At 62.4% G+C, this 14,866-nt stretch carries 16 protein-coding genes and 1 pseudogene; 6 read left to right on the forward strand and 11 right to left on the reverse strand.

Annotated elements, in window-relative coordinates:
- Positions 1–2: 2 nt before the first annotated feature.
- The 9 genes and pseudogenes from ASD86_RS10715 to ASD86_RS10755 form a co-directional block, all read right to left on the reverse strand.
- The coding region (locus ASD86_RS10715) for a head decoration protein (RefSeq protein ID WP_255357282.1) at positions 3–382 on the reverse strand (380 nt) is incomplete at its 5' end.
- A gap of 1 nt (position 383) precedes the next feature.
- Positions 384–1,509, reverse strand: a pseudogene (locus ASD86_RS10720) (S49 family peptidase); the annotation flags it as partial.
- The gene (locus ASD86_RS10725) at positions 1,506–3,002 is read right to left on the reverse strand and encodes a phage portal protein (RefSeq protein ID WP_056110194.1); all 1,497 of its coding nucleotides are present in this window, start codon (positions 3,000–3,002) and stop codon (positions 1,506–1,508) included. The gene ASD86_RS10725 and the pseudogene ASD86_RS10720, both read right to left, overlap by 4 nt.
- Positions 3,002–3,220: a hypothetical protein gene (locus ASD86_RS10730; RefSeq protein ID WP_056110195.1), complete on the reverse strand. Its 219-nt coding sequence runs from the start codon at positions 3,218–3,220 to the stop codon at positions 3,002–3,004. The genes ASD86_RS10725 and ASD86_RS10730 overlap by 1 nt, the downstream gene beginning before the upstream one ends.
- A complete protein-coding gene (locus ASD86_RS10735) occupies positions 3,217–5,163 on the reverse strand; it encodes a phage terminase large subunit family protein (protein ID WP_056110197.1) in 1,947 nt (648 codons plus the stop codon). Before ASD86_RS10735 ends, ASD86_RS10730 begins: the two co-directional genes overlap by 4 nt.
- A 3-nt stretch (positions 5,164–5,166) precedes the next feature.
- Positions 5,167–5,718, reverse strand: a complete 552-nt coding sequence (locus tag ASD86_RS26650; RefSeq protein WP_056110199.1) for a hypothetical protein — start codon at positions 5,716–5,718, stop codon at positions 5,167–5,169.
- A gap of 125 nt (positions 5,719–5,843) precedes the next feature.
- The gene (locus tag ASD86_RS10745) at positions 5,844–6,101 is read right to left on the reverse strand and encodes a hypothetical protein (protein WP_056110201.1); all 258 of its coding nucleotides are present in this window, start codon (positions 6,099–6,101) and stop codon (positions 5,844–5,846) included.
- A 179-nt stretch (positions 6,102–6,280) separates the two neighbouring features.
- Positions 6,281–6,535: a hypothetical protein gene (locus tag ASD86_RS10750; RefSeq protein ID WP_056110203.1), complete on the reverse strand. Its 255-nt coding sequence runs from the start codon at positions 6,533–6,535 to the stop codon at positions 6,281–6,283.
- Positions 6,536–6,660: 125 nt separating this feature from the next.
- Complete coding sequence (locus tag ASD86_RS10755) at positions 6,661–7,230, reverse strand: hypothetical protein (RefSeq protein ID WP_157476474.1); 570 nt, start codon at positions 7,228–7,230, stop codon at positions 6,661–6,663.
- A gap of 200 nt (positions 7,231–7,430) precedes the next feature.
- Between ASD86_RS10755 and ASD86_RS10760 the strand changes: the two genes are divergently transcribed.
- The 3 genes from ASD86_RS10760 to ASD86_RS10770 all read left to right on the forward strand — a co-directional run bounded on the left by ASD86_RS10760 (position 7,431) and on the right by ASD86_RS10770 (position 8,929).
- On the forward strand, positions 7,431–7,820 hold the full coding sequence (locus tag ASD86_RS10760; protein WP_157476476.1) for a hypothetical protein: 390 nt from the start codon (positions 7,431–7,433) through the stop codon (positions 7,818–7,820).
- Between the two features lie 171 nt (positions 7,821–7,991).
- Positions 7,992–8,222 carry a hypothetical protein gene (locus ASD86_RS10765; RefSeq protein ID WP_056110210.1) on the forward strand — a complete coding sequence of 77 codons (231 nt, stop codon included), beginning with the start codon at positions 7,992–7,994 and terminating at the stop codon, positions 8,220–8,222.
- Between the two features lie 65 nt (positions 8,223–8,287).
- Positions 8,288–8,929, forward strand: a complete 642-nt coding sequence (locus tag ASD86_RS10770) for a DUF3489 domain-containing protein (RefSeq protein ID WP_056110212.1) — start codon at positions 8,288–8,290, stop codon at positions 8,927–8,929.
- 60 nt (positions 8,930–8,989) lie between these two features.
- On the opposite strand, the gene ASD86_RS10775 is transcribed toward ASD86_RS10770, so the two are convergent.
- Positions 8,990–9,271, reverse strand: coding sequence for a hypothetical protein (locus ASD86_RS10775; protein ID WP_056110215.1), 282 nt, complete (start codon positions 9,269–9,271; stop codon positions 8,990–8,992).
- 858 nt (positions 9,272–10,129) lie between these two features.
- Here ASD86_RS10775 and ASD86_RS27770 point away from each other — a divergent pair.
- Positions 10,130–10,753 carry a hypothetical protein gene (locus ASD86_RS27770; protein WP_056110217.1) on the forward strand — a complete coding sequence of 208 codons (624 nt, stop codon included), beginning with the start codon at positions 10,130–10,132 and terminating at the stop codon, positions 10,751–10,753.
- 161 nt (positions 10,754–10,914) lie between these two features.
- Positions 10,915–11,622 carry a hypothetical protein gene (locus ASD86_RS26660; protein ID WP_157476480.1) on the forward strand — a complete coding sequence of 236 codons (708 nt, stop codon included), beginning with the start codon at positions 10,915–10,917 and terminating at the stop codon, positions 11,620–11,622.
- Between the two features lie 24 nt (positions 11,623–11,646).
- Here the strand turns inward: ASD86_RS26660 and ASD86_RS10790 are convergent, their stop codons facing one another.
- Complete coding sequence (locus ASD86_RS10790) at positions 11,647–12,903, reverse strand: site-specific DNA-methyltransferase (RefSeq protein WP_056110221.1); 1,257 nt, start codon at positions 12,901–12,903, stop codon at positions 11,647–11,649.
- 227 nt (positions 12,904–13,130) lie between these two features.
- Between ASD86_RS10790 and ASD86_RS25925 the strand changes: the two genes are divergently transcribed.
- Positions 13,131–14,669 (forward strand): hypothetical protein, encoded by a 1,539-nt coding sequence (locus ASD86_RS25925; protein ID WP_082578254.1) that lies wholly within the window; start codon positions 13,131–13,133, stop codon positions 14,667–14,669.
- The last annotated feature ends 197 nt before the right edge of the window (positions 14,670–14,866 follow it).

Below are 14,866 nucleotides of genomic sequence, written 5' to 3' on the forward strand. Positions count from 1 at the left end.
GGTCACACTCCGTGGCGCACGAGGACGCCGATCGCACGCAGTTGCTCGACTGCGGCGGCATGTTGTTCGGGGGTAATGGCGGCAGGCCAGACCAGCGCGTGATCGGCCAAAGCGGCGTGGCGCGCGATGATCAAGCCGTCAGGGCTGGCGTCCTTGGTCGTCGTGATCGGCACGATGACTACGCCGATGGCGATCTGGCGGCCATCGGTCGCTGCCGGGTCAAGCGCAGCGACGTGGTTCGAATCGGTAACTCGGCCAACGATCTGGCCCAGCACGAGCGCTTGGTTGGCCGCAATGGTGACGCGGTCGCGCGAGTACATATTGTCCGCTTCGAACTTGAGCAGGTCGCCGAGATTGAGACCTTCTTGGAACGGCGGGTAGGNGCGGGTTGTCGTCCAGCGAGGTCGCCATCGATGGAGTAGGGGTGTTGGGCGACAAGTGGCTGATGATCTCGGTGGACTCAGCCTTGGCGGCGAGCAGGCGCTGGCGCGCGACCGCTGGCGTTACGCCCTCGGCGAGTAGCGACGCGGTCAGCTGCGGCTGACCGGCCAGCTCGCACAACTCGGCAATCGCGAGGGAATCGGCGCGCGCTTGTGCGCGCACGGCGTCGGTGTCCACGGTGGGCACCGTGGCGTCAGGTTGGGACATCGTGGGGTTCTCCAGGAAAAGCGGACGCGCCGCGGCGTCGAGTTCGGCATGCATCTGTTGCACGGCATCGCTGAGCGTGCCGAGGCGGTCGGCCAGGCCGACGTTGATGGCGTCCTGACCGAAGTAAAGCGCGGCCTCGGTCTTGCGCACCGCTTCGGCGCTCAAGCCGCGCTGGTCGGCAACGGTCAGGACAAACAGTTCGTAGAGGCGGTTGACCTCGGTTTGGATCGAGCCGCGGGCCTCATCGGTCAACGGCTCATGCGGCGTGCCGTCGTTCTTGCGCGCACCCGCGTGGATCGGCGTGAACTTTAGCCCCGCATTCGCATCCGACTGCGACTGATCGACATGCAACGCGATGACGCCGATCGAACCGATTCCGCCCGTTCGGGTAACAAACAGTCGGCTTGTAGCACTAGCCAATGCATAGGCAGCCGAGAATGCAGCATCGTTGGCGACGGCCCAGATCGGCTTGACGCCGCTCGCCGCGCGGATCTTATCTGCCAGATCAAACACCCCCGCGGCTTCGCCGCCGGGACTGTCGATCTCCAGAACGATTCCGCGCACGGAGTCGTCGGCCAACGCCGCATCGAGGCGGCGTGCAATCGAGATATAGCTGGTCAGGCCCGACATCGCGTCCAACCCAACGGCCCGTTGCGCCAGGGTGCCGTGGATCGGCAGCACATAAATGCCTTGCTCGTTCGCCAACGCCGGAGCGGGCATCGGCGGCCCCATCTGCGGCGGTGGCAACGTTTGCAATTCGAACTTTGGAGCGAGCACGCTCAGGATGACTTCCAATTTGGCGCGTTGAATCAGCAGCGGCGTGTTGAACACGCGCGCCGCTAGGTGGGGCAGTCCGGTCATTCGATAGGCTTCGTATCAAAGGCCGCAGAGTCGGCCGGGGGTGGTGCGTGCTTGACGCCATTGCGGGCGACGGCGCGGGGATCGGTATCGAGCACCAAGCCGAGGGAGTCAGCGCGCTGCGCGTCCGCCGCGATTTCGCGATCGATGGTCTCGGCGTCGTAGCCGGAACTGGCGATGGCCTCGGAGCGCGAGAGCAGTCCCGCGCGGATCGCCAGGATCATCGCGTTGAACTCCTTCTCCGGGTCCACCCAGCTCCAACCTTGGGGCACCCACTTGCATGCACGGTACTGGCGCTTACGTCGCCGGTAGCCGGGCAACTCGATGGCACCCGACAGCACCGCGGCGTCTACGAACGCATTCCAGATCGGGCGGCACAGCTGGAACACCAGCACCGAGTGCTGGACCATCTCGCAGCGGCGCCGGAACTCCAGCAACCCGGCGCGAATGGACGAGTAGTTCACGCCGGTCAGATCGCCGGTCAACTGCTCGTAGGTGATGCCCATCGCGGCAGCGACCGCGCGGAACTGCGATCGCAGGAAGGCGTCGTAGCTGGCGCCAACATCGGCCGGCTGGGCAAATGTAACGCTCTCACCCGCCTCCAGGATTTGCAGACTCCCCGGCTCCAGGCCTAGCGGTGCGTTGCCGTGTTCGTCTGGTGGTGCGTCGCCCGGCAGCGGGTCTTCCGGGCCATCGCGGGTGATGAAGCCGGCGAACATCGCTGCCGTCTTCTTGCGCACCAACTCGGCGTCGTCGTACTGATCCAACTCATTGAGCTTGACCAGCGCACGCGCCAGCCACGGCTCGCCGCGGATCTGGCCCGGACGCAATGGCCGGAAGATGTGCAGCACCTCGGTGGCGGGGACACGGAAGGTGTCCAGTCCCCCCTGCCGGCTCATCGGCGCCATCGAGCCGTCTTGCGGGTGGGATAGGTAGAGGTGGTACGCGACCCGCCGCCCTAGCCGGTTGAACTCGATGCCAGCGCGGATGACGTTGCCATTGGGTTCCTCGCGGTTGAGCGTCAGCGGCAAGTGCTCGGGTTCCAGCACTTGCAGTTGCAGCGGCACGGCCAGGCCGTCCTCAGGACGACGCGGACGCAGCCGCACCAGACACTCGCCGCCTTCCAGCAGCGCGCGGCAACCCAGCGCTTGCAGACCGTAAAGATCGGTCAAGCCCGCCGCGTCGGCCTCGTCCACGAAGTCGCGCCACAGCGCGTGCAACGCTTCGCGCTTGATTTGTTCGGCAATCAGCGATTGCGGCTTGATGCCGGTGCCGACCGCGTTGGCGACGAATGCCTCGATCGCGGCATTGGCCCATGCGTTACGGCGAACCAGATCGCGCGACCGGATGCGCAACGCATCGCCGGTCGCTACGAGCGCGGCGATCGCGCCGGGATTGCTCGGCTGCCACGCGGTCGATCGACGACTGTGGCCCGCGACCTCATGCACGGGGGAGCCGCCGAACATCGCGGTTCGGGCACGCGACCACCAGCCCATCAGAAACCCTTCGACGTGGTGGTCAGCAATCGGCGCAGTCGCCGGGGCTGTCCCTCGGTGCCGGCGAGCGCGGCTTCGATCTCACGGATCGCCGCCAGCAGTTCATCGACACTGCGGTACTCGACCAGGCGGTCGCCAAAACTGACGCGGCGTTCACCGCGCGCGAGAGCATTGCGCAGCGCCTTCAGCTGCTCATGGGTGTAGGGAAGATCGCTCATCGCATGAAACGGCTCGAAATGACCCGACGCCCACGGCGCGGATCAGAAACAGAAAGGCCGCCCTGCGGGGCGGCCTGTGATGTGAGGTGCGGCGGTGGCTGCAGTGGGACGGTTGACGGCCCTGCGGGCAGCACATCTAACGTCCGCTCCAGTTCCCGCCAATGACGGTCTTCGAAGCGATCGACACCGGCCTGCATCGCGGCAGCGCGCGCCATCACGTAGCAGTCGAGCGCTTCGTTGCGGTCGCGGCGCTTCTCCCACACCCGCTGCGGGTAGCCGTGGCGGTCGCGGCGGGTGATCAAGTGCTCAGCCGTCAGCTGCTGCAAGAACTCGCCATCGATCTTTGGCAGATGGACATAGCCCGCCGGAAAGGCCGGCTGCCCATCCGGGCCGATCTCGATCGACAGACGCAGCGCGTTATAGAACTCCAGCTTGGCGATGCCGCCGGCCACCGCGAACAGCTTCAGGCCGCGCCGGATGCGCTTGCCCGGCACGCTGACGTCGACCGCGGTCGGCGTGCCGATCAATGCGGCGCCGCTACCGACACCTTTCATCGGCAGCAGGCGCGGATCGCCGGCCGCGCGCGTGAACGTATAGGCTTCCTGCGTCGCAAAGCCGGTGTCCAGGCCCAGCCGGGTCAGCGGTAGCAGCGCGCCGCTGGCGTGGGTCCACTGCTCCGACAGAATCGCGCCCAAGTCGGTCCACACCGCAGCGCGCGCGGTGTCGCCCATCAGCACGCGGTGTTCGACCAACCAAGTCTCCCGGCCGCGCCCAAACGCCCAGATCGAGACTTCGATGCGGTCCTTCTGGACGTCGGCGCCGCCAGTCAGCAGCAGGCCACCCGCCGGCACGCTGCCGATCCGGTAGTCCTCGCGCCGTTCCAGCAGGCGCTCCCAATCCGGCGCCTCGCCCTCCTCCTCCCAGGTCTCGCCCAGCTCCGTGTTCTTGAACGCCTTGAGCGCGGTGGCCGAGCCCTGCGCGGTTTCCCACGCGGCGGCGATGTCGGCCCAACTGCGCCAGCCCACCGGCGAATAAAGCGACGACAAGTGGTAACCGGCCGTCTTGCCCTTGTTCTGCGGTGCGGTCGCTCGCCATTCACCGCCGGCCAGCATCGCGGTCTTGTGGTGCTCGCCGATCGGCTGCTCGCAGCCGGCGCAGATGTACCGAGCCGAGCGCGGGTCGCCCCAGCTCCAGCGCAGTTGCTCAAACCGCAGCCATTGCATCTGCGCGCAGTGCGGGCATGGCACGAAGTACCGACGTTGGTCGGACGCGAGGTACTCGCGCTCGATGGTGCTGGCGCCGGCAATGGTCGGCGTCGAAACCAGCAGGATCTTGCGGCGGGTGAACGTTCGAGTACGGGCTTCCGCCAGCGCGACCGCATCACCTTCGCCTTCCACGTCGCGCGGGTAGCCATCCACCTCGTCCAAGAACAGATAACGCACCGGCATCGAGCGCAGACCCACCGCGCTGTTCGCGCCGGTCAGCACCAGCACGCCGCCGCGGAACTCTTTAGCGAGGATCGTGTTGCCGGCATCCCGCGCGCGCGAGGGCGCGATGCGCTCACGCAGCGACGGCGACTCCTCGATCAGCGGATCGATGCGCTGTTTCGAGTTGCGCTTGGCCATCTCGACCGTGGGCGCCACCGCCATCATCGGCCCCGGCGCGCACGCGATGACGTACCCGATCCAGTTGTTGCCGCACTCCGTACCGCCGACCTGCGCGCCCTTCATGAAGACGACGCGCTCGGTCGCCGAGGCCGGCGACAAGTCGTTCATGATGTCGCGCAGGTACGGCGTGCGAGCGGTGCGCCAGCGGCCGGGCTCCGACGACGACGTGCTGGACAGCACCCGGTCCCGGTCGGCCCAATCGGATACGTCGAGGAATGGATCAGGCGTCAGGCCGTCGCGCCAGAACCGCGCAACGTCGTCAAAGCCGTCGTACAAGGGTTAATCCAGTCGAGCGTTGAAGTCGCCGAGTTCTGCCAAGTGCTGTCGCACACCGCGCTCCAGCGCAACGTGCATCACATGCGGGTCGATATTTAATTCGGCCGCCAGCATCGAACTGATGCGCGCCGGCCAGTTCAACCAGGCATCGCGCTCAGCGCGCGCGAGCGCGAACACTTGCGCCATTACCTGCGATCGATCAATCAACTCTCCCTTGAGTTGTGCGATGCGCAGCTTGTGGTGCTGCGCTTTGAGCACCTCGTTGGCGGTGCGGGCCTGCGCGTAGGTATTGCCGCCGCCAGGTGCGCTGCTCGGCGCACCAGCGGCGACATCGCTGGCGCCGGTCCCCGTGGCCGCACGCGTCCGCGCCGGCCGTCCCGGCGCCGACAGGCGATCGTCCGGGGTGCGCGTGCTGGCAGTCCAGTCAGCGTCGGCACGCGCCGCATCGATGGTGCCGTCCGCCTCGGCGGTGATGCGACCGGCAGCGATGGCTTTGCGCACAGCCGTATCGGAAACGCCACGATGGCGGCCGTAGGCGCGGATGGAGATTCCCACGATAGAAGGATTTGATTCGGTAGAGCCTCCGCGATCGCCGGCCTCGACGCAGATGGAATGGTGAAAGAACTGAAGTGGGTAAACCCCAGCACCCTGCGGGCGCTGGGGTTTGCGTCCTCCTCTTTTCAGCGCGCAGCAGCCTCGCGGTTGAACTTGTCAACCAACCGCGCCAGATCGGGGTCGTCGGCGACGTCCACATCACCCGCCTCGCAGATGGCGTTCACGATGTCGAGGCAAGTGGTGATCAATTCCTTTGCAGCGCTCAGCTCCTCGCGCGACAGCGGACCGACTTTCTCGTCGTGGATCAACGCCTCCAGCCAGTAGTGGCACTCATTCAGATCGACCAGGGTGTTCCGGAATCGGCAATACGACATGTTGGGCATTTCGTTCTCTTGGCGTCGCCGCGTTGTTGCGGCGACCGCATGAACGCTTCTTCCTAGGACGATCGCAAGCGGATTGAAGCGATTTGCTGCTTGAAGACAGCGCGCGGACAGGTCCGAGTGAACGAAGAAGAGGGAACGCCCCAGCACCCATCGGGCGCTGGGGACTTACCACTCCCGGCTTACTGCTTATCCAGCGTCGCGTTAATGTCCGCGAGGATGTCGTCCCAATCCGGTTCGGTCGGCAAGTCGACTCCGGCCGCCCCGCAGAGCATGGCAACGACCGCCCAACAGATTCGGCTCAGGTTGCCAGCCGCTTCCAAATCTTCGGGTGCCAGCGCGATGGTGTCGTCGTGCTCCAGCATGTCGTGGATGTCCACTTCGAACTTGGTCAGGCTGCGGGTGATGTTGCCGAAATTACGGTGGTGCTCGCTCATGTTGGCTCTACTTGGATACGCCGCGTCGTTGCGGCGAGCACATGAACGCTTCATTCCAAGCAAAAGCCAAGCACTATCTCGCCCAATCGGATAGGCGTAGGACAGATTGAACGCCGGTTGTTGAATCAGGCCGCCTGACACTCAGCTGCAGCCATGGCCTGTTCCAAGCCGCTGACCGCATGCGCCAGTCCGTGCTGAAACTCGTCATCGTGCGGATAGCAGCTCCTCAGTCTTTCCATCCGTTCGATGGCTCGCGCGATGGCGTGTGCCGGCTCGTGCGGGTCGATGCCATCGAGGTAGCGGTCGATCATCGCCATGACCCCGCGAAACGCGTGCTCGGCCGGTGTCGCCTCTCCAGTGGGCTTACGCCGCGCTTTGTTGTGGCGCGCCAGGATGTGCCGCTCCCACGACGACAACTCGGCATCGCAACCATCGATCAAGTTCCGTAGCACTTCGGACTGAATCGGCTGCGATCGATAGCCTACGCTGTGATGCGCCAGCATCATGCCGAGCGCCACGGACAATCGCGTCGAAAGCGTTTCGAAATCGTTGTCCGCCAGCAACCGCGCGCGCGCGTGGTTCGTCAAGAAATCCAGGCGGCTCGCGCACGAGCGTAAATCCGTGATCAGTTCGTCTCTATCAATCGCACCCATGTTGTTGTTTCCGCTGCCTCCGCGTCGTTGCGGCGACGGCATGAACGCTTCCTTCGGAGAGGAAGCAAAGCGGTATTCGTCGCACTTCACGTCTCGAGACAGCTGTCGGACAGCTTCAGTCGAAAGCTGTCAAAAGTCTGTCCGAGAACATCGCAGCGCGCCAAATGCGTTGATGATGCTTGGCTTCGTTGCGAATTGAAGCGTTCATGCGTCCACACAGATACACAGCCACGGAGGCTGCCATGAACCGGAAGACGCTCACCACCATCGCGCAACAATATCTGGACGTATCGACGCTCGACGCTAAAGACAGCGATAGCGCTGGACTCCACAGCGTGTCTACGAGCAGCCTCGACTCGGCGCTGACCGCCGCCTATCTCGCCGGCTACGCCGCCGCTATCCGCGCAGCGGGCGGCTACCAAGCCGACGCCTTACCCACGGAGCGGCGCACCATGGTCGGTAACACGTGGCTCCGTGAGGGCGATGCGACGGATTGGTCGGATGATCCACGAGCGGAGGCGATCGTTACCTTGCCCATCCCGGAGGTGGCGCTAACCGCATACCGGTGGCTGGAGCACAAAGCCTGCGAGGTACTGATTCCAACCGCGATCCGACAGCGTCGAATCGCCTGACCCACGTCTCCCGCAACGCCCCGCAAAGGGCGTTTTTTGTTGGCGCGCGGCGTTCCTGTCCGATACCTGTCTGCAACCGAGAACGAGCGTTCTTTATCGCGCAATCCGCTTGGCTTCGTCGGGGAAGGAAGCGTTCATGTCCCCACACTAACAAGGCCACGGAGGCTCAGCATGAAAGACCAAACCGAAGCGTTCAAGGATTACATCGGCGGCATGAAGAAGCATAACCACACCGCGCTGACGCAACTGCTCACCATCAACGACTGGCACGCTGCCGCGCAGCGCGAACTGGAACGCAGGGCCTATCTAGTCCTCACCACCTTCAACGACGACGTGATGCTCGCCATAGCCAAGGGCGAGCTCAACCCCTACCGAGCCATAGAAGAAGTGCTCGCCGAGTGATTGACCCGCGCGCACCGCGCCAGCGTGGCGCGCTCAACTCCCTATCCAATCAAAAGGAAATTCCCATGATCAAGATCACCGACAGCCAGCGCGCCCTGATCCTCCTCGCCATCGATACCCAAGGCCGTATCGAGAGCTACCCTGATAACCTCAAGGGCGGCGCGCGCGCGGCGGTGGTACGCGGCTTGCTGCGTGAGGATCTGATTGCCGCTGATGGCTCGGGCTACGCGCTCACCGACGCCGGATACGAAGCCGTGGGTCACCAGCTACCGGAAGTCGCTAACGCGGAAGAAGCGGGCGACTACGAAAGGACCGGCAGCGACATGGTCAGCAACGACGATTCTGTTGCCGATGCCGATGCCGATGCCGACGCGATCAACGACGCCGACGCGACGGTCGCTTCCGATCTTGGCCCGAACGATGAAACTGCTGGCCGCTTCGATTGCGCCGAGGCCAACACGCCCAATCCGCCCGTGAAGCGCGCGCAGAGCAAGCTGGACCAAGTTGTCGGCCTGCTGCTGCGTCCCCAGGGGGCGACCATTGCCCAGGTGATGGAGGCCACCGAATGGCAGCAACACTCCGTGCGCGGGTTCTTTGCCGGCACCGTCCGCAAGAAGGGCTACGTACTGAGCTCTACTAAGCAAGGAAAGGAGGAGCGGGTCTACCGCATCCAGCCCAAGACCAAGCAACTCGGCGCCGACGAGTAAGCCGATGGCGAGCCGGGCGGTGCCCGGTTCGCCGTTTGCATCACGCTGACCGCACTCGGCTTAGTCGTCCGAAAAGCAGCCTTGCGACAGCTTGACGTACCAATAGCCCGTCGCCGGCTGAAACTCTTCGACGAGGATCGTCTCTTCCTGAGTGGATTCCCCCCATCCCAAGTAGCAAGCTTGGTACGCGTAGTACGATGCGGCTTCGTACGCTTGATCGCGGTCGTGGCCGTAGCCCTCGCCGATAACTTGGTAGTGATGCCGGGCCGCAAGGGCGGCACCACTGAACACGATCGACATCAGAAACGCAGCGCCGACGGCGCGATACTTGTTCATCTTCATACGTGCTCCTTTCGAGTGAAGTTTGAAGGCTGCGGAATGATCGTGACGACTGTGTTAATCCAGACGCCGTAGATTGCCAAAACCGGGACTCGGACTGCTATCTACTGTCGCGAATGCAAGCGTGGCGACTATCCCCGCTCCGTTTGCTTCCTCAGAGAAAGAGAGCATTCATGCGTTCCCGGCCCCGGAACCCTAGCATGCACACCGCCCTCTTGCTCGCCGACCTGGTACTCGTCCTACTCGCCTTCGTCGAGGACCAGCGCAGCAACAACGATTCAGCGGGCGACGACTGCGAAACCACTTAATAAGTTGTTGCCTGACTGTCGAACAGGCCGATCGAGCAATTCAATATCGACCTGCTACGCGACGGACACCTTTTGGGGTGGCGCGACATGCACCATTCGCTCGGAGCACGCGGAGGCGCTAAGCACGAGCATCGCTAACTCGTTAAACAACCTCTTCGGATTGATCCAGTCTAATAGGCATACCCGCGTGCTACGGGCGGCTACTTGAGTCTGGTTAGTTCGCTGCCTGTCTAGACATCACTGATAAGATTTATCGCCCACATACAATCATGATCCCGCAGCACAATTATCGATTACGTCACGACCTCATCGCATGTAGGATCTCGACGGCGACTTGCGGGACGATCGCGTTGCCGGCGGCGCGCAGGCGAGGAATTCTGGCGGGTATCCCATGAGCCAGAAGACGAATTCCGGATTCAGGTATCCGCCGGCCGGCGAGGGTTTGACTTGTCGTCCAAGCAACGCATTCTCCGGTGCGCTGCCAATGCTCGATGCGTCTTTGTGATCCCGCGTCGTCGGCGTCGCCCAAACAGCCTGTGCCGGCAACGGCAACATGGTCCCGCTGCCGAACCGCTGGCCGGGACTGCCCTTCGCGCCGTCGCTCGCGCGCGGCGTGCTCCAGACCGCCTTCACCACACCCGGCAGGCCATTGCGTCGCTCGGCCGCAAAGTCGCCGCGTTTCTCCGGGTCGTTCGCCGTCGCGGTCGGCCAGACGGCGCCCGACGATCCAGACCCGGTCGCGCCGATGCGGGGCGTTGACGGCACAAGCTGGAACAACAACCGCCCGGCTGGCGTAGCCTTCGGCCTCCAGATCAGACAGAACTCCGTCGAGCGCCAGCGCGATGAGGCCAGTAACGTTTTCGCCCAGGAATGCAGCGGGTCGCGCGGATGCAATAAGGCGATGCAGCTCCGGCCAGAGGTGACGGTCGTCCTTCTGCGCGCGCTGTCGTCCCGCGACGCTGAACGGCTGGCACGGGAAGCCGCCCGTCCAGATTTCTTCGTCGTCGGGCCAGCCGGCGAGACGGCAGGCGTAGGGGAAGCCACCGAGGCCGGCGAAGAAGTGGCATTGGCCGTAACCGTGCAGATCGTCTGCGGAAACAGATCTGATGTCTCGGTCATCGATATCGCCAGCCGGGATGAGTCCGGCGTCCATGAGATTTCTGAGCCACTGGCATAGGTATGGATCGATCTCGTTGTAGTACACCAACTTCAACTAGCGGCCTCAAAAGTGATAGTCCCCGTGATAATCGTCCCAGAACCAGGATCTTCGGAGTGGCACCCTGTGGTCGCCATGAAATGACTCATGGCCAGGAGCGCGTATAAATCAAGGAGAGAACAATGCTGCAAGACTTGCCTTTGGCGTTTGCGCCTGAAACGAAAACTGCCGCTCCGCGGAGTGCTTCACTCAGCTGGATTTCTCAAGTGGCCGCGGTCCTTATTTTTTTTCTTTCAACAATTGCTTCTTCGCCTGTTCACGCACAAAACCCGATGGACGACTCGGGGGCAGCCTCTGTCGCCTATCTGGCTTGTGTTTTAGAAGCGCGCCCAGCTACCGTTGACGCGGCAACGCGCTCGTTAGTTGAGCGATGTGGATACGATCCGGGTATGCCGATCGATCAGTTCGTTTCGCAGACGCTGGCTGCGCTACCATCCGACCCTCTCGCGCCGGTGGCGCAGCAACTAGCTCCCATCCGTGAGCAATTTACGGACAAGCAATTCTCATACGTCGTATCGCTCGATAATGTTCTGCAGACTTCGAAGTCTTTCGAGGAAATGTTCAGTCAATTATCGCGACTGGAAACGCAGGCGATTAATGAACTTGGAAGGTCCGAGCAGGACATGAAGATACTGGGAGCCTTAAGCGCTGCAAGACACGGGCTAGCTTTCCTTTCCAACTTTGAGGACGGGCGAGTGTCGCCCATGGGGTTCTGGCGCGACCTGCTGCAAGTTGGCAAAGTCGTAGGTGCCTTTGCTGCCGGGTTTATAGGGGGCGGACCAATCTTGGCGTGTATCTGTGCGTGGGGCGTTATGGCACTCATGAACTAAATTGCTTCAATCCTAGGCTCCTAGCTAAACCGCTGGGGGCCTATTTTCGTGATCTTCCTCGGACTGGACTTCCAAGAATGCAGTGCCATCGCGAGCCCGCGTTGCCTGCTGACCACTGAACTCCTGCCATCGCCGAACGATCACATCCACGTACCTAGGCTCAAGTTCCATCAGACACGCGCGGCGACCGGTCTTCTCGCAGGCAATCATTGTGGTCCCAGATCCGCCGAACGGATCGAGAATGAGGTCGCGAGACTTGCTGCTGTTGACGATCGCTCGTTCAACAAGCGCCACCGGCTTCATAGTCGGATGTAGGTCGTTCTTACTCGTGCGGTCGATGAACCAAACGTCGCCTTGATCACGCGCGCCGCACCAGAACCGGTCGTTGCCCTCGCGCCAGCCGTAGAGGATGGGTTCGTACTGCCGCTGGTAATCGGCGTGACCCATCGTGAATTTGTTCTTTGCCCAGATGATGAAGGTGGACCAGCGCCCACCTGCCGCGCGGAACGCTTCCTGCAAGCGATCCAATTCGGACGATGACATGGCCATATAGATAGCGCCTTTTGTCACCGCCAGGATCTGCTGGCATGCGGCCTGAAGGAACGCGCCGAAGTCGGACCCCAGGTTGTCGTTGAGGATCGGGCGGTGCTTGCCGCGCAGCTTGTCTTTCGGGTTATTAGCGTAGTCGACGTTGTACGGCGGGTCAGTGAACGTCATGTCGACCAGCTCTTCGCCCAGCAGCGCCGCGTAGTCGTCGGCACTGGTGGCGTCTCCGCACAGCACCTTATGGCTGCCGCAGATCCAGACGTCGCCTTTACGCGATATTGTATGTTCGGTCGGCTCGGGCACTTCATCGTCTTCGGTCAGCCCGGCGTGGTCATCAATGAGCAGACCGTCCAGCTCATCTTCGGTGAAGCCCAGCAGGTCCAGATCGAACTCGACGTCGTGCAGCTCGGCTAGTTCCAGCCGCAGTAACTCCTCATCCCAGCCCGCGTTCTCGGCCAGCCGGTTATCGGCAATGACGTAGGCACGCTTCTGCGCCGGGCTCAGGTGCCCCAGTTCGATCACTGGCACCTGCGCGAGCTTGAGTTGGCGCGCCGCGAGCAACCGGCCGTGGCCGGCGATGATGCCGCTTTCGCCATCGACCAAGATCGGATTCGTCCATCCGAACTCCACGATGCTCGCAGCGATCTGCGCGACCTGCGCATCGGAGTGCGTGCGCGCATTTCGCGCATACGGAATGAGCGCCTCGACGGGGCGCTGTTCAACATGGAGATTCACTTGATTCTCTGAAGAAACATTGCGCGCCTTCCACTCGATGTGGGCAGGCGCATGGAGAGCTCACCGGCCGGCGTCAATGGCGTGAGGCTGCTTCGGTCGGTAGTGAGTTTTAGTGAGCAATACGCCCTATACGGCGTTCCGCGACGCAGGTCGTGGACTAACGCGGTGCGGCAGACGTACATCATTAATCGAGCAACTGGCTCACCACCCTGTTTCGGGAGTTAAGGATGATCCGCAGCCTCTTCTTGCCTGGTTTTTGGCCCACCTGCCTAGCTACTATTGTCGTAGGAGGCCCGACGCCGGCTTCAGCGCAACTGGCCGATATGGGCACGCTGGGTGGAAATGTATGCTTGGCCAGCAGTTCCAATAACGCTGGCGCCGCGGTTGGATCCTGTCGTACTACCGACGGAGATCTGATACCCGCTTACTGGGCTCCGACAACCGGGCCGGTTCCATTAGCTGCGCTCGCCCTCAATGATCCCTGCGACGCGACGGATATCAACAGTGCCAGCGTTATCGTAGGCAACTGCGAGCTGGGCGCCGCAGGCGAATGGTTCCCTGTGGTGTGGACGGCGTCCATTCCAGGCGCCACGCCAACACAACTTAAGTCAATACCCAATCACGCCAAAGCCACCGCGTGGCAGATCAATCAGGCAGGTGTCATAGCTGGATCGAGCGTCGCCGCAGATGGCTCCTCCACTGCGGTGATTTGGTTGGCGGGCTCGCGCACTCCCACCGGTCTGCCTGAGCTTGGTCTACTACCGCCGCTGATCCCAACCACAACCGAATGTGTCGTCTCGGACATGGACGACACCGCTCAACCTGTGGTCGTAGGCGTGTGTGGGCTGCGCGACGGCGGAACGGTCGCGGTTCGCTGGAAACCGGGTCTATTCGGATATGCAGCCACTGAGCTACCTAGAGTTCCCGGTGGATCCAATTGCGTCGTCGCCGGGATAAATTCTAGTCATCGCGTTGCGGGCACGTGCGAAACCGCTGATGGTGATGCGGTTGCCGTGCGCTGGGAGTCGGATGGGACCTCGGTTACCTATCTTGATTACCTACTGAGCACCGGCGTATCACGACAGCAACTGATTGCCGTCGATATCAATGAAGCAGGCATAGTCCTCGGGAACTATTTGACGGACGATGGATTGGCTCGTTCCTTTGTCTGGGTGCCTGTAGGAATCCCCGGGCAGGAGGAAGGGCTGGACATAGGCACTCTAGGAGGGCCGTGGATAAAGGCTGTTGATATTGCCGACAATGGAGCCGTCGTAGGGACCGGCCAATCATCCATTGGGTTAAGCGAGGCATTCGTATGGACTCCCGCTGCGGGGATTCAGGGGCTTGGAACGTTAGGCGGCTTCGCCAGTCAGAGCGTCGCGCTTAGCGACGATGGTTCCAAGATGGTGGGCAATAGCCAGGTCGCTTCCGGGCATGTCCATGCGTTCATGGCAGGCGGACCAAATCGAAACGTGCAGCACGCAAAAAATATCGCTTCTGCGACTTCATACGACGTCTTGAGCCGCGGTATAGAACTCCGCCAGCTTGTCAAAGACAAGATAGATGCACTTAACCCTGACGCTAAGACGTTCGTCAACGGAGTAATTGAGAAGGCCCGAGCGCTTCGTCCGAAAGGAGGTGAAGCGCCCAGTCTAGAAGAGCTTCGCAGTCACGGCCACGAAGTTGGCGAGAGGTATAGAGCACTCTCTGATGAGGCTAAAGAAAACCTGAAATCTAACTTCCCAAACGTCCACTCTATGTTCTGAGGTGGAAGTACGTTGGGACGAAGAATCTATCTGCCAACCAACTCGCGGTGCGAACCTAGTGGTTCGCATTGACGCTAGCGGGGTTTTGCGGCTACGCCCCCCGCTCGGTGAATCGGCGGGGAAGGACCCGCGATTTCAGACCGACAGGCGCGACGTGCGGGCCGACGTGGGGCGCGTCCAATCAAGGTGGGGCGTCG

Source organism: Lysobacter sp. Root690 (assembly GCF_001427785.1).
Classification (GTDB): domain Bacteria; phylum Pseudomonadota; class Gammaproteobacteria; order Xanthomonadales; family Xanthomonadaceae; genus Lysobacter.

What these genes read in the sequence shown, in the direction of transcription:
- ASD86_RS10725 (WP_056110194.1), bottom strand. Translation starts at nt 3,002, where the DNA reads ATGGGCTGGTGGTCGCGTGCCCGAACCGCGATGTTCGGCGGCTCCCCC.
- ASD86_RS10755 (WP_157476474.1), bottom strand. Translation starts at nt 7,230, where the DNA reads ATGCCGTCGCCGCAACGACGCGGAGGCAGCGGAAACAACAACATGGGT.
- ASD86_RS27770 (WP_056110217.1), top strand. Translation starts at nt 10,130, where the DNA reads ATGGTCCCGCTGCCGAACCGCTGGCCGGGACTGCCCTTCGCGCCGTCG.
- ASD86_RS26660 (WP_157476480.1), top strand. Translation starts at nt 10,915, where the DNA reads ATGCTGCAAGACTTGCCTTTGGCGTTTGCGCCTGAAACGAAAACTGCC.
- ASD86_RS10775 (WP_056110215.1), bottom strand. Translation starts at nt 9,271, where the DNA reads ATGAAGATGAACAAGTATCGCGCCGTCGGCGCTGCGTTTCTGATGTCG.
- ASD86_RS10770 (WP_056110212.1), top strand. Translation starts at nt 8,288, where the DNA reads ATGATCAAGATCACCGACAGCCAGCGCGCCCTGATCCTCCTCGCCATC.
- ASD86_RS10750 (WP_056110203.1), bottom strand. Translation starts at nt 6,535, where the DNA reads ATGAGCGAGCACCACCGTAATTTCGGCAACATCACCCGCAGCCTGACC.
- ASD86_RS10745 (WP_056110201.1), bottom strand. Translation starts at nt 6,101, where the DNA reads ATGCCCAACATGTCGTATTGCCGATTCCGGAACACCCTGGTCGATCTG.
- ASD86_RS10765 (WP_056110210.1), top strand. Translation starts at nt 7,992, where the DNA reads ATGAAAGACCAAACCGAAGCGTTCAAGGATTACATCGGCGGCATGAAG.
- ASD86_RS25925 (WP_082578254.1), top strand. Translation starts at nt 13,131, where the DNA reads ATGATCCGCAGCCTCTTCTTGCCTGGTTTTTGGCCCACCTGCCTAGCT.
- ASD86_RS10760 (WP_157476476.1), top strand. Translation starts at nt 7,431, where the DNA reads ATGAACCGGAAGACGCTCACCACCATCGCGCAACAATATCTGGACGTA.
- ASD86_RS10730 (WP_056110195.1), bottom strand. Translation starts at nt 3,220, where the DNA reads ATGAGCGATCTTCCCTACACCCATGAGCAGCTGAAGGCGCTGCGCAAT.